The sequence below is a fragment of the Agrobacterium sp. El2ro-1b genome (assembly GCF_048298475.1).
In the GTDB taxonomy this organism is placed as follows: Bacteria; Pseudomonadota; Alphaproteobacteria; order Rhizobiales; family Rhizobiaceae; genus Agrobacterium; species Agrobacterium fabrum.
Genome location: NZ_CP103459.1, coordinates 577,198 through 591,353, shown reverse-complemented (window position 1 = coordinate 591,353; position 14,156 = coordinate 577,198). Strand labels below are relative to the sequence as shown.

Annotated in this window: 10 protein-coding genes; 2 read left to right on the top strand and 8 right to left on the bottom strand. The window is 60.6% G+C overall.

Annotated elements, in window-relative coordinates; genetic code table 11:
* Positions 1 to 28 precede the first annotated feature (28 nt).
* Complete coding sequence (locus NYR50_RS16980) at positions 29 to 754, top strand: SDR family oxidoreductase (protein WP_174011569.1); 726 nt, start codon at positions 29 to 31, stop codon at positions 752 to 754.
* A gap of 85 nt (positions 755 to 839) precedes the next feature.
* Here the strand turns inward: NYR50_RS16980 and proP are convergent, their stop codons facing one another.
* Together proP and NYR50_RS16970 are read right to left on the bottom strand one after the other, a co-directional pair.
* Positions 840 to 2,360, bottom strand: a complete 1,521-nt coding sequence (gene proP, locus NYR50_RS16975; protein ID WP_174011572.1) for a glycine betaine/L-proline transporter ProP — start codon at positions 2,358 to 2,360, stop codon at positions 840 to 842.
* Positions 2,361 to 2,527: 167 nt separating this feature from the next.
* Complete coding sequence (locus NYR50_RS16970) at positions 2,528 to 2,824, bottom strand: PRC-barrel domain-containing protein (RefSeq protein ID WP_006315910.1); 297 nt, start codon at positions 2,822 to 2,824, stop codon at positions 2,528 to 2,530.
* Positions 2,825 to 3,088: 264 nt separating this feature from the next.
* Between NYR50_RS16970 and NYR50_RS16965 the strand changes: the two genes are divergently transcribed.
* Positions 3,089 to 4,225, top strand: coding sequence for a polysaccharide biosynthesis/export family protein (locus tag NYR50_RS16965; protein ID WP_174011575.1), 1,137 nt, complete (start codon positions 3,089 to 3,091; stop codon positions 4,223 to 4,225).
* Between the two features lie 8 nt (positions 4,226 to 4,233).
* Here the strand turns inward: NYR50_RS16965 and NYR50_RS16960 are convergent, their stop codons facing one another.
* From NYR50_RS16960 to NYR50_RS16935, 6 genes are all read right to left on the bottom strand, one after another.
* Positions 4,234 to 5,139 carry a protein kinase domain-containing protein gene (locus tag NYR50_RS16960; RefSeq protein WP_174011578.1) on the bottom strand — a complete coding sequence of 302 codons (906 nt, stop codon included), beginning with the start codon at positions 5,137 to 5,139 and terminating at the stop codon, positions 4,234 to 4,236.
* On the bottom strand, positions 5,126 to 6,535 hold the full coding sequence (tagF, locus tag NYR50_RS16955; RefSeq protein ID WP_174011581.1) for a type VI secretion system-associated protein TagF: 1,410 nt from the start codon (positions 6,533 to 6,535) through the stop codon (positions 5,126 to 5,128). The genes NYR50_RS16960 and tagF overlap by 14 nt, the downstream gene beginning before the upstream one ends.
* Before the next feature lie 82 nt (positions 6,536 to 6,617).
* Positions 6,618 to 10,121, bottom strand: a complete 3,504-nt coding sequence (gene tssM, locus NYR50_RS16950; RefSeq protein WP_418137675.1) for a type VI secretion system membrane subunit TssM — start codon at positions 10,119 to 10,121, stop codon at positions 6,618 to 6,620.
* Positions 10,118 to 11,623 carry a type VI secretion system protein TssL, long form gene (gene tssL / locus NYR50_RS16945; RefSeq protein WP_174011601.1) on the bottom strand — a complete coding sequence of 502 codons (1,506 nt, stop codon included), beginning with the start codon at positions 11,621 to 11,623 and terminating at the stop codon, positions 10,118 to 10,120. The genes tssM and tssL overlap by 4 nt, the downstream gene beginning before the upstream one ends.
* Positions 11,620 to 12,960: a type VI secretion system baseplate subunit TssK gene (tssK, locus tag NYR50_RS16940; protein WP_174011618.1), complete on the bottom strand. Its 1,341-nt coding sequence runs from the start codon at positions 12,958 to 12,960 to the stop codon at positions 11,620 to 11,622. The genes tssL and tssK overlap by 4 nt, the downstream gene beginning before the upstream one ends.
* On the bottom strand, positions 12,950 to 14,155 hold the full coding sequence (locus tag NYR50_RS16935; RefSeq protein ID WP_418138266.1) for a type VI secretion system-associated FHA domain protein: 1,206 nt from the start codon (positions 14,153 to 14,155) through the stop codon (positions 12,950 to 12,952). The genes tssK and NYR50_RS16935 overlap by 11 nt, the downstream gene beginning before the upstream one ends.
* Position 14,156: the final 1 nt, after the last annotated feature.

The following is a 14,156-nucleotide window of genomic DNA, read 5'->3' as shown; positions in this document are numbered from 1 at the left end:
CTCATCGGCCGCAAATAACGAGGATTTTATGCAGTTTTCCGGAAAATCCGTCATCATCACCGGGGCAGGCAAAGGCATCGGCCGCGCCTGCGCGCAGCTGATGGCCGCGCGCGGTGCGGAAGTGGTTGCGATCAGCCGCACCCAGTCCGATCTCGACAGCCTGAAAAGTGAAATCGGCGGACGGTCGATCCGTGTCGATCTTGCCGACGTCGCCGCCACCCGCGCGGCCATGGCGGAAGCTGGCCCCTGCGATTTCCTTATCAACAGCGCCGGCATCAACGTGCTGGAAAGCGTGCTGGACATGAGCGATGCGGGTTATGAAGCCGTGCTGGGTATCAACCTGCGCGCTGCGCTCGTCACCTGCCAGGAGTTCGCCCGCGCCCGCGTCGCAAATGGCGGCGGTGGTGCCATCGTCAACATCACCTCGATTGCCGGCCATCGCGGTTTTCAGGATCATTTGTGCTATGCGGCGTCGAAGGCTGGGCTGGAAGGTGCAACCCGCGTTCTTGCCAAGGAGCTCGGCCCCCACGGTATCCGCGTCAACGCCGTTGCGCCCACCATTACGCTAACTGAACTCGCCGCCGAAGCCTGGAACGATCCAGAAAAGAGCCAGCCGATGATGGTTCGTCATCCGCTTAACCGCTTTGCGGAAGCAGAAGAGGTGGCGCAGAGCATAGCGCTCCTGCTCTCCGACGACAGCAAGATGATTTCCGGCGCCGTATTGCCTGTTGATGGCGGTTTCCTCGCCGTTTGAGAACGCTGATTGCTAAAATCCACTAAAACGAATGCGCGGGGTGCAAGATGCACCGCCGCGCATTTCATTTTAGGATGCAGCGTTGTCAGGTCAGGTCCGGATGACGCCCGACGAGTCCTTCGCGTTTGGTTTGCAGAATCTTCTTCTGCTCCTCCAGTTTAGCGAGCTCTTCGTCAATCTCTTCGACGCTTTTTTCGATATGTTGATATTGCTCCGCCAGAAGCGATTTCGCTTCCTTGCGGCTGGAGGCATTTGGCGTATCGCCATAAAGCGGCCGGTTGGCCGTTTCCTTCAGGAAGAAGGTCGTGACGATGCCAAAAACGGCTGCGACCATGAGGTAATAGGCCGGCATGTAGATGTTATCGGTCGCCTCCACCAGCCAGGCGGTTATGGTTGGCGTCAGACCGGCGACGATGATCGAGATATTAAAGGCGATTGCCAGCGCGCTGTAGCGGATGCGGGCCGGAAAGAGCGCCGGCAAGGTCGAGGCCATGATGCCGATCAGGCAATTGAGCGCGACTGCGAGAATAAGCAGGCCGAAGAATATTTGGACGACTTGTCCGCTGGCAATGAGATGAAAAGCCGGTAGCGACAGAAAAAGGATTGCCGTGCTGCCAGCGGCGAGAAACGGCTTGCGGCCGATCCGGTCGCTCAGAAGCCCGATAGCCGGCTGGACGAACAGCATGCCAACCATCACGGCGATGATGATGAGAACGCCGTGGTCCTCGCTGTAATTCAGCGTCTTAGACAGATAGGTCGGCATGTAGGTGAGAAGCATGTAGTAGGTCACGTTGGTGACGAGAACCATGCCGATACAGATTGCCAGGGAGCGGAAATGCTCCCTGGCGATTTCCGCTATCGGCACCATCGGCCGCTCTTTCAGCGATTGCCGATCTTCTTCCTCGGCGCGCTGCAGGCGTTCGGTGAAGGCCGGAGTTTCTTCCGCGGCGTGGCGGAGATAAAGGCCGATGAGCCCGAGCGGCGCGGCCAGAAAGAACGGAATGCGCCAGCCCCAGTCGAGGAATTTCGCTTCCCCCATGGCAGTGCTGAGCAGAACGACAAGCCCCGCGCCGAGCACAAAGCCGGCGATCGAACCGAAATCGAGCCAGCTTCCGAGATAACCGCGTTTTCGGTCCGGCGCATATTCCGCCACGAAGATGGCCGCACCGGTATATTCGCCGCCCACGGAAAAGCCCTGAACGAGCTTGCAGAGCAGCAGCAGGATGGGAGCCCAGATGCCGATGGTCGCATAACCCGGAATGAGCCCGATGCAGAAGGTGCTGGCCGCCATGATGACGATGGTGAGCGAGAGGACTTTCTGCCGCCCGAACTTGTCGCCCATCGCACCGAAGAAAATGCCGCCCAGTGGACGGATGAGAAACGGCACCGAAAATGTCGCAAGTGCCGCGACTGTCTGCACGGCGGGGGCCGCATCCGGGAAAAAGACCTTGCCGACGGCATAAGCAACAAAACCGTAAACGCCGAAGTCGAACCACTCCATGGCGTTGCCGAGGGCGGCTGCCGTCACGGCTTTTTTGACCTTGTCGTCATCGATAACGGTCACGTCATCAATGCTCAGCGGGCTGGCCTGAATCTGGCTGTTCAATTGTTGTCCCCTTGAATGCCGCACAACCAATTATTGCGCCATGAAAATGCCTGACAGGCGCAAGCGTTCCATTGGGCGGCGGAAGCGGAGTTGGGGGGCGGGGAGCGACCCGTATAAACGAACGCCCGGCACATGGCCGGGCGTTGATGAAGTCTGGTAGTATGGGTTCAGTGACGATGCTCGGGCATCTCTTTCAGCTGATCCTTCGTCCAAGAGGTCACCGCGTGGACGTCGCCGTCTTCGTCGCGCATGAAGTCAAGGTCGCTGAGCGGGACTGCGACCGGCTTCGCGCCGATGCCGAGAAAACCGCCGACATCGATGATGGCGGTGGTGGCGGCTCCAACACCATGGACATGGTCAACCTTGCCGACCTTGTGATCGTCTGCGCCATAGACGGTTGCCCCTTCGAGCACCGAGGGGGTGAGTTCCGTTTCAACGAGGCGTACGTGATTGGTATGGTCCATTGTTCTTCCTCCTGTCTTGGGTTGCACGAGACAAACTCCCGCACTGCAAAACCGTTCCATCCAATATTGCAGTCGGTGGAGGCGGGTTATTTCTCATCGGTGCATTGTTGGGGTTCGTAAGATAACCCTTCGGAAAAGGTTGCGGAATGGTCACACCTTTTCTTTGGAAGACAAGTTTTCGCTAAATTGCAACCGCTAAAGTTGTTGCGATGACGTGTTGGGATGTTATCTCTGCGTCAGGTTGAATCATCGAGGGGATGAGGGATGAAAAAGTTGGGTACGGTTTTGCTGATGGCTCTTTTGAGCGCCTGTGCAAAGCCATCTGACGGGCCGACGGCGGGCAATATCCGGTCTGCGACCTTCCCTCGAACCAACGAAAAAATCCCCGTCATCGAGCTGGCCAATGCACCGGCGGCCACGGTCTCTGCCGGCGGCCTTCAAAGCGCTTCCGGTCCCGGCCTCACAGCGCTTCGCAACACCGGTTACAACGCCCAGAGACTGCGACGCGGCGACGTGATCGACATCACCGTGCTGGATACGGGTGAAGACGGTCTTTTCTCCCCGACACAGAGCAAGACGCTCAATCTCGGCCGCTTTACCGTGGATCAGAGCGGTTCGGTCAATATTCCTTTCGTCGGCAAGCAGAGGGTTATCGATTCCACGCCTGAAGGGCTGCAATCGCAGGTCGTCGCCGGGCTCAAGGGCTCTGCCGTGAACCCGCAGGCCGTGGTTACCGTCGTCGACAAGCCGACGAGCGCCGTCATGCTCAGCGGTGCGGTGAAGACACCCGGAAAGATCGTACTCACCGCCCGTCAGGAGCGTGTGCTTGATGCGATCAATCAGGCTGGCGGTCCGACCGTCGCTCCGGGTGCGGCCAACGTTACGGTCGTTCGCGGCTCGCAGAGAGCCAGCGCGCCGCTTGACCGTGTTATGCGGGAAGACCGTCAGAACATTCGCCTTTCACCGGATGATCAGATCATGATCGATGGCGATGCGGCAAGCTACACGGCGCTTGGTGCCTTCAAGAGCGCCGGTGAATTCCAGTTTGAAGCTGGAAAGCTAACCCTGGCGCAGGCTGTCGGCCGCGCCGGTGGCTTGCTGGATGACCGTGCCGATGCGCGCAATGTCTATGTATTCCGCAACGAGATCATTCAGGTTCCCGTTGCAAGGGCATCGGGCGCGAAAGGCCCGGTAGCGACGGCCACCAGCATGCGACCGGTGATCTATCACGTCAACATGCGCGATGCTTCGAGCATTGCGCTCATGCAGCTCTTCCAGATGCAGAAGGGCGACGTGCTGTATGCCAGCAATGCACCGCTGGTGGATTCGGCCAAGCTGCTGACCGTGTTCCAGAAGAGTGTCCCGACGGCGGCCGCCCCGCTTCCCGGCAGCGGTAACTGACGCCGGCGCTACAGAAGCTGTAGCGCTTCCGCCGCCGTTTGCGGACGTAGGGCAGGATCGTCGTGGCAACAGGCCTCCGCAAAATCTGCGAGCCCTTGCGGTGACTGTGCCTCATCCGTCGCGATCAACCGCCGGGCGAGCCGTCCCACGGCGTATATGTCCTGATCCGGCTTTGCGAATTCGCCTTGCATCTGTTCCGGTGCCGCGAATTCAGGCGAGCCGGCAAAGCGCATGCCTTGTTCCGCGTGTTTCCGGCCAATCCGCAGGGCGATGCCGAAATCACCCAGTCTCGCCGTTTCGAAATTACCATCCGCCAGCAGAATATTGGCTGGCGTGACGTCGCAGTGCACATATCCAAGTGCATGCATGGCACTTAGCCCCTCCAGCACGCGGCGAAGGATCGAGATCGCCTGCGAGGCGGCAATCGGTTGTGTAGATAGGATCGATGCCAGCGAGTGCGCGAACCATGGCTGCAAAAGGCCCGGCCGGCCATCGGGCAATCTCAGAAGCGCTGATGTTTCCGCAAGGCAGGGATGGCGCAGCGCGAGCCCGATCTCAGCCTCGTCCCGCAAGCGTTGCAGCAGAACAGCGTCGTCGCGACTGCCCGGTGGCACGGTTTTCAGCGCGTGCAACGAGCCGAGATCGCGGTGGCGCAATTGCAGCAGAAGTGTCGTCTCGCTCTGGTAAGCTGTGCAATTCATGGCAAAGCTGTTCGCGATCCAGTCCGGTTTTTCGCCGGAAACGTCAGGTGTTTTTCGATCAAGCGCATTTCGGATGCGGTCGATCAGGTCTTTTTGCTCCTGATCGCTTCTTTCCCGCGTGCCGTCATGGCGAATGCTTCGCCATAGGTCGGAAAAACGGGCGGCTACCTCCGGATAGGCAGGCTCATCAAGTGGATGTCTAGCCTTGCTCACGCCGGTTTCCAATCACGATGGCGCTGACATTCTCACGGGTGTTTTCGATCAGCGCTTCCTGGACCAGGGCATTGGCGCAATCCTTGACCGGGGTGTTGAAGACAATCTCGGCAATGGCGCGTTCTCGGAGGATTTGCACCAGCGGGTAGCTGCACAGCAGCAGCCTGTCCTGCAAACCCCACTCATCAAAGACGATATCCGGCCGGAATTGCTGGGAAAGCCCGACACATTGCGAGAGCTGTTTTTTCATGCCAACAACGACGTGATCGCGCGACAGCTGGTGCATGGTGCCGTTTTTCAGGAGATAGGCGCGCGCATCACCGGACCACAGGACGCTCAGCCTGCGGGCGATGATCGAGGCTATGACGACGCTGGCCATCGGCCTGCCATCCGCACCGGTCGCCTGGCGGGAAAGGAGCAGGCTGTTGACGGTGCCGAGTTTTCCCCTGATCTGCTGCGTCATCATCTCCGGGTTTTCGGCATCTGGCGTTTCAGCAAGAATATTCGTAGCGAGGCGCGCGGCCTCTGCGGCGCTATGCGTATCGCCCTGTCCATCCGCTATGGCGAAAAGGGAAGGTGTCTGGGAAACGAACAGTGCATCCGCATTCAGGGAAAGCCGCGTTCCCGGATGTGTGGCATAGCTGTAGATGACAGATGACGGCTGTTCCGCTGGGGGGGCTGGCGCGGGTGCCACGGGCGGTATTTGCTGTTTTGTCTTGTCCTGCACCGTTGCCGGCGCCGGCGCTGAACCGTCTTCGTCGCCTTTGCCTGTCATGTCGCTGAAGAGGCGCAGGAAATCGGATGCTTTCGGCTTGCCGTCGAATTTGAGGCCGCGGGCACGGCGGCTGACGGGATCGATGTGCCACCAGAGGCTTGTCGGCGCGCGGCCGCGCACCATTTCCGGCGCGTCATCCTCGTCCCGCGGTTTCGGCAGCCGCAATTTCTTGATCGAGGCATTAAACCGGGACATGTCGAAATCGCCGGTCATCGATGTCTCCGCCAGCGCCTCTGCGGCCATGAACCAGGTATCGTCGAGATAGATTGTTCGCGGATGTCTGCGGAAGCCGTTGAGCTGGGCAATGATGGCAAGCGGATATTTACGGCCCACCCGGTCGGCGCTCGGCACCAGCACGCCGGCATAGGCGCAGTTTCCCCATATGCCGCTTTCGACGATGAAGCGTATGGGCGGCGACGACGCGAATATTTCGGGCCATCGGCCTGCAAACATATCCGCACAGGCGTGCATGCCGGATCGCATCCAGTCGTCGAAGGTAGCGATCAATTCCCGCTCGAGCCCATCGGAAATGAAATCGCCATGGCTGGGGACCTTGCCGAAGAAACCGATGCGATCGCTTTCCGCCGCTGTTTGCGTGGACCTTGATGCCTGATCGGCCATCAGCTGCGATTGCCCAGGGTGTTTTTCGTCCTTGCCTTCATCATAATCCCCTCTTTTGAAACACCACCGCGTCGTTCCGTCACTAGAACTGCGCAGGGCAGGCGAAGCTGGCAATCGCATCCAGCTTGAATGGATTGAGAACCGAGCCGAACTGAATATCGAACTCGGCAGCCTGGCCGCCATTCTCAAACCGCACCCGCAACAGCTCACCCGACTGATTTTCGATATTGGCACCGTCAAACAGCCGGAAGGGCGACCAGTCGCCATTTTCGGTCTTCGCCTGCTGCCAGCCGCCCGGCTGGAAGGCGATGCGTGACAGGCTCGCCGTGTTTTCGCGCGAGGGCCAGGTGATTGATTTCGCCTGGATCGGGCCATGATAATAAACCACCCGCTCGCCTTCGATTTCCAGCATCACCGCGCTGGAGGCATTGGTGAGCGAGACGGGTTTGACATTGATCGAAACCGTCGGTGTTTCGCTGCCATTCGGGAAAAAGGCGCGTGAAATCTTGTCGGCATTTTCGAACTGGGCGACGGCGCTGCTGGGAATACCGGCCGCGCCGAAGGTGCCTTTCCAGCTCCATGGGGTCGTCGTCTTGTCGACAAACGGTTCCATGCGCTGTTTGAAGAAGCTCTGGAAAACCCCCGCCGGCCCGAAGAGACGGGTGAAATCCGCAATGGCGACATCGCGGGACGCGGACCGGTCGAAAGGATAACGACCGGTCACGACCGAGGAGCACAGGGAGGCTGAATCGGCCGTCCAGAGTTCGGCGATGCGGCTGCGTGCGGACTTGACCGCGAGCGAGCCGACATCCGCCGCCACGCCTGCCACCCAGACGTCAAGCGGTGCCGGCAATTCGCGTGCCTGCTGCAACAGATCCTGATTGGCCTTGGTGAGCTGGCTGTCCACGTCGAACACCTTGGCAACTTCATCGGAGGTTGTTGCCGAGCGGGCGAGCTGTTCGTTCAGCATCTTGAAATCTGCGAGCAGCTGTTCGCTCGGTGCGCCTCCGGCCTTGCCGCCATTGGCCTGTTCGCCGGCCGCCGCCGGGCCTTTTGCCGCCAGCATGTCGCGCAGTCTCGCATAGGGATCTGCCGCAGTCACGGTGGCGGCAAGAACGGCCGCCGTTGCATCACTTTCGGTGGTGGTGGTAGTGGCGGCGGCGGAGGCGAGGCTGGCCGGATTTGATCCCGTGGCGAGGCGCAGATCGGTTGCTTCCGCTATCGATTTGGCGGCTTCCGCGAGAATGTTGCGCTCATTGGCAAGGGCACGGGTCGTCTCCACCGCGTCGCCGAGACTCTGGGATGGTTTGACGCGCAGATCTGACAGTGTGTCGGCCCATATTTTCTCGAACCGGTCGAAATGGATCTGCAGCGCGGCCTGTGCCACCTGCTCGACAGTGGCACCCTTGATGGCATCGTCAGAACCGCGCACCCAGCCTTCGGAAAGCGCAATGCGGGCCGCATGCGCGACCTGCGGAATGACGACGCGGCGATATCCATCCGCGGTGAAGAGGCCCTCTATCCCCTCCGCCATCGGGGCTTTGCTGCGACGCTCGAAAGCACGCTCCCCCAGCGGGCCGAAAGCCGTCGCGGGCGTCCATTCCATCAATTCCCGCACTTGCGGAAGGCCGGCGAGAATATCATAGGCGCGAGTGCCGATCGCCTGATCGCGGATGGTTTCGCGGGCGGTGGCGATGAGCCGCGCATCGAGCTCAATCGGGGCGAGCACGCCGTCGGCGAGCGCCTTTGCATGCTGGTCAAGCGCCTCTCTCGCCGCCGCCCTTCCGTCACCGGGATAAAGGGATGCGAACATCTGATGCGTCTGCGTGGTCAGGAAATCGCGGTCCAAAGCACCCATCCCGCCCAGCATTCCGTAGAGTTTCAGCGAATTGAACGTGCGGGTGACGTCCTTTTCATCCTTCAGCTGCTTTTGCAGCTGCACGATCATGCGCGGCAGCAGAAGGGCGTTGAGTGCGCGCTGATAGGCATCACGCTGCCGGCCGGTAATCTTGTCTTCCTGATCGAGACCGAAGCTGACATTCCACACCCGTTCTCGGGCAAAGCCGGAATTGACATCGCGCAGATTGTCGAGCGCGGGGAGGATCCGCAGGAAATCGGCGTCCGCGACCTCGCGCACGGGAATTCCCTGAACGAGCTGCTCATAAGCGCCAAGTTTGCGATCCGCTTCGGCCAGCGCCTGCGTATTGGCGAAATAGGTGAAAATCCAGCCGGTGAAGACGATGGCGACCGCCGTGGCGGATACGGCATAAGCAATGCGCCGCACCAGCAATTGCCGCCGGGAAAGGCGCTTGTCACGCGTCACCAGGGCGGCTTCAGGGAAGATGACGTCCTTGAACAGTCGCGACAGGAAATAGCTGCGGCGGGTTCTGGATGCTGCGGGAGATTTCTCCGTTTCCGGCTGCGTTCCCGACGCGAAATAAACGCCGCGCAGAAGCGGCGCCTCGATGAGAGGCGAACTTGCGCAAAGTTCGGCAAGGGCCTCGTGCAGGCGGTCTTTCAGCCGCGCAAGTTCGGCCGGGAAACGGAAGATGCGCCCGCGTATCTCCGCATTCTGCTCCTGCTGCAGGCGCTCGATCAGCATGGCATCGACCCGCTGTTGCAGCAGTTCGAATTCTTCCGTCAGGCGCTGCGGCAGGTTTTCGGCGGAGTAGCTCTCATCCAGCTTGAAGGTGGTGCCCCACACCTGCTGGCGGTCGGTCTTGTTGAATCCATCGAAAAATTCCACGAAACCATGCAGCAGGTCGGCTTTCGTCAGGACGATATAGACCGGAACGCGGGCATGCAGATATTCGTCAAGTTCCGAAAGACGCTGGCGGATGGAGCGCAGCTCCTGCCGCTGTTCTTCGGGATCGCGGTTGAGCAGATCGGGAATGGACAGCGTGACCAATGCGCCATTGATCGGCTGCGAACGGCGATATCGCCTCAAAAGGCCAAGAAAGCCTTCCCAGCCGGCCTTCGAGGAACCGTCGAGGTCATCCTGGGTGGTATAGCGACCGGCAGTGTCGATCAGGATCGCCTCGTCCGCGAACCACCAGTTACAGTTGCGCGTACCGCCGATACCCTTCACCGCATTTTCACCGAGCGCATCGCCAAGCGGAAATTGCAGGCCGGAATTGGTCAGCGCCGTCGTCTTGCCGGAGCCGGGTGCGCCGAAGATCACGTACCAGGGCAAGTCGTAAATGTAACCGAAGCGCTTTTTCGTGACCCGTCGCAAGAGCGCGAGCGCTTCTTTCAGGCGGGTCTGGATTTCGCCGATTTCCGCCTGCCGATTGGCCAGCGCCTCGCGCTCGATACTGTCGACGAGTTCCTTGTCCTGTTTGCGGCCGCGGTAGATCGTGACGATGATGTAGACCAGCCAGACGGCGACGATGATGCCGATGGCGATGAGCCGCGCCTGCACCGTTCCAAGCGGTTTGAAATCGCCGAGCGCGATCAGATAGCCGTAGAACCAGATGACGACGCAGAGCGCGATCACCCATAAAAGCGAGAGGAAACGCCGGCCGACGAGGGCCGCATAGCTCTCGACATAGGAGCGGATCGTATAAAAATAGCTCAATGGATTCATGGCTGGGCCTCTCCCGGCTGCTGTCCCGAACTGTTCTCTATGGTCGGCGAGAGAATGCCGGCGTCGCTCAGTTTTTCATCGGGATTGGTCAGGACCATGATTTCTGTTCTGCGGTTTATCTGGCGGCCTTCTTCCGTTTTGTTGTCGGCGATCGGGTCGCTGTCGGCCCGGCCTTCGGTCAGGATCGCGTCGGAGCCGGTGAATTGCGAAAGAATGTCCCCAACTGCCTTGGCGCGCGCCTCGGAAAGGTGCCAGTTCGATGGAAACTCCACCGTCTTGATCGGCACGGTGTCGGTATAGCCGATGACGACAGCGCGGAATTTTTCAGCCGCAAGCGCACCGCCGATACGCTGGATGAGATCGCGGAACTGCGGGCTGACATCGGCGCTGCCTGTCGTGAACAGGCCCGAATTGTTGATGCGAACCCGCAGCCGTCCGTTCACATCCGCAAGGGTCACAAGCTTCTTGTCGACTTCCGGCTGCAGGAAGGCCATCAGCTTTTCAAGCCGGGATGGTTGCTTCGGCGCCACCGTCTTCGGGGGCTCGACAACCCTGGGAATTTCGACTTGCGCCGGTGGCTGCGGCGGGGGGGGCGCGATCAGCACGCTCGGCGTCTCGGTCGGCGGCAGATGGGCAAGCCTTTCGAAAGTGACATCGGATGCGTTGTTGAGCGATAGCGTGAAGAAGAGATAACCCAGCGCGAAGGCAAGTGCCATCAACGACAGCAGGGTCCAGAGCGCGGTCATCGTCCGCAGTGGCGTATGCCGGGCGTCGACGCCTTTCCAATGTGGAGAAAGCTCCCGCTCGAAGGTGCCATATTGGCCGATCAGCGTCTTGTAGAGACTGTCGCGGATGCGTGAAAGCTCCAGTGCCCCTTTCGATGAAACGCGGGTGCGTCCTTCGAAAGCCAGCGACAGGCACAGATAGATCAGCAGCAGCAGATCCTTGTTGGCGCCGGGCGACTGGTGGAAATGGTCGAGAATGTCGAAAACCCGGTCGCCACCGGTCACGTCATTGTGGAAGGTGGAAACGAGGCCGGAGCGCGCCCAGCCTGCACGCACACCCCAGGGCTTGCTGAGAACGACATCATCCACGGTCGCGCAGACGACGTAATGCGCCGCTCTTGCCCGCTCGGGGCTGATGCGGGCGGAAGCGAGATCGCGCTCATAACGGGTGATGGCCTCAACGCAGGCGCGGCGAAGCTGGTCGGGGTCCGGCTCGGCATCGCTGAAGCGCAGCAGATGTGCGAGGTTGAGAAGGGGAGCTGCCGATTGCACAAGTGTCGGCACCTCCTCTCCGCGGAAGTGGAAACCAGTCAGCAGCTGGTCGACCGGCAGGGTGGCGGTTTTCCCCCTGGCGGGGCGGGCCTGCTCGTCGGTCTCGACGATGTCTTCGAGGATCGCCGCCATGTTGCGGGCGTTCTGGTTGCGCCGGCGGCTTTCCTCGGTGATCTCGACCACCGTTGGCAAATCCTGCCAGGAAGAGGGGTTTTCCGTGCTCATTCGCGTAACGCCCACATTTCCATTTCAAGCCCGGGGAACTCGCCCGCCAGATGCAGGGCAATGGCACCTGAGGTATCAAGCTGTTTCCAGAGTGGCGACTGCGTGTCGATCTCGAAATAGACGGTGCCGGATCGATAGGGCAGTTGCCGCGGCAGGACCGGCAGGGACCGCACGGGGATGCCCGGCAGCGCCACATTGACCAGTTCGGAAATCCGTTCCACCGGCCCGACCTTGATCTGTGCCGGCAGGCGGCGGCGAATATCCTCGGCGGCCATATCCGCGCGCACGGCCAGCACGAAACCGGCATCGCGCAGAAGCGTGCGGTCGTGGATGGTGCCGACACGGACGCCATGGCGGCGTTCCACCAGTTCGATTGCCACGGCTGCTTGCTCCAGAACTGCCGACAGAGACGTGCGCAGATCATCAAAGACAGCACCGAAGGTGGCCTTCAGATCGTCGTGCCGATAGGGCGGGAAATCCGTCGCCCGCTTCCCGTCCGTGGTGAAGGTGGCAAGCTCTCCGGCAAGCTGAATACAGTCTTCATAAAAGCGGATGGGGTGAAAACGTGTGGCGTTGGCACCGCGATGCGCGAGCAGCGGATCGGCCCGGTTGAGGATCTGCAGCAGGAAATAATCGCCCACTTCCGCCGTTCCCCGGATCGTCGGGTCGCCGATGCGTTCGGCGATCGCCTGGGCGCGGTGGCGGACGATCCCCAGAAGCTCCGTCAGCAATTCATTGAGTCGGGGCGCTGCTGCACAGCTGAGGCTTGGAGGAATGAAATCCGGATCGAGAATGACCGCACGGTCGGAGCGGACTTCGATCACCCGCGCCAGCCCGATGAGATCGTAACCGGAAAGATCGTCACCGGTTTTGAGGAATTTCAGGCTGAGGCGGCCGACGTCGATCGGGGCCACGAAATCCGTTTCGATATTGGTGTCGGTGACTTCATAGCTCGAGGCGGTGAAACGCACATTGTTCGTGTCATTGCGGCCGCTGGTGGACATATCCGCCTTGCCCGGCTGCCGGGCCGGCAGGGCAAGATAGATGATGGCGTTCTTGACGCTTTCATCGAGTTCGAGCGGCGGCGGCAGGTCGGAATCCTCAGGTGCCTCGAAGGGTGTGCCGTCGGGAAGCACGCCGCGCAGGTTGGACAGCGCGAATTGTCCTATCGACAATGCGCTGCGATCGACCCCGATCTCGGCGATGCCCCAGGGGTAGGGCGAAAGGTTGCGCGTGGTGTTGCGCACCAGGCGTTCGGTCCAGCGGTCGGATTGCTGAAAATGCTGAACGCGAAGAAACATGCCCTCGCTCCAGGCAACACGGTTCTCATGTCTCATCGTGGTTGTTTACCCCCTTGGCATCGGCCGTGGCCGCGTCAGTCTCCCGTGCGGGCGCGGCTTCACCACGCGCTGCCCGCTGCAGGAACTGCCTGACCGGCAATGGACGGCCGTTTTCCTCGAATTGTTTTTTGTAAGCCGACCAGTAGTCGGTCTTCATGACCAGCCCCTGCCAGTCCCTGCGCCCGATCTTCGCGCGAAAATCGTTGCCGGCATCGACAGCGGCCTCAAGAAGCCGGGGCTCGAGTTTGTGCGTGCAGCTATGCATCAGGGTTTCGAGCGAGGCGGCAAGACGGCGCTGCTGGCCAATGAGGGTTTCCATTCGCTCGCTGAGGGATGGTGCCGGGTGATGGTCGGCATGATCGCTCTCAATGCCGAGTATGGCCAGGCAAACGGCATTTTCCCTTTCCAGTGCCGTCAGAAGATCGCCGATCTCCTGTGCGGTGGCCATGTTCGCAGGCAATCTGTCCTGCCGGATCGGGTCTTCGTCTGTATCCGGGAAAACGCTGTCAAAATCCCGGTCATGCGAAGCCGAGACCGGACGTGAGATCATGACCGGCGTATTCAGCGCATCGGTATGTTCGTGTTCGCTGCTTGCAGCCGGCTCCGTATCCCAGTCATCAGGCAGAACAGTGCCGATTCCCTGCGCCGAGGGCGGTTCGCTCCAGCCGATCTCGACGTTGCGCGAAATGGACTTCGCCTTCCGGCCCGCGCTTTCGTGCCGTTTTTCCAGCCAGTCATCGGCGGCCGCGGTGTTGCCCAGCAAGCCGCCGGCCGAACGGCCGTTCGGGGCGATATCGGCAAGGATCGCCGAAATGGTCAGCGTCTCGTCACTCATCTTCAGCGAGGCGTCGGGATCGGAAAAATCGAGCTCCGCATTGCCGCTGATGACAACCTCGAAAATCTGCCCGCCGATATTGATTTGCGAACCGTCCCGAAGACGCGCGCTTTCGCCTTCGAGCAACAGGCGGCCATCGACCAGCGTGCCATTCGCGCTTTGGTCGAGGATAGTGAAACCTTCGCCGTCGCGGCCCAGCGTGCAATGTAGCTTGGAAACGCGCCGCTCATTGTCGTCGATCTGCCAGTCGCAATCACGAGACCTGCCAATTGCGCGGCGGCCTCGCTCGAAGCTCCACTGTCCGGCTTTTCCCGTCCCGATGTTCCGTGTGTCTTTGAGTGTAAGCTTCATGTCCAGG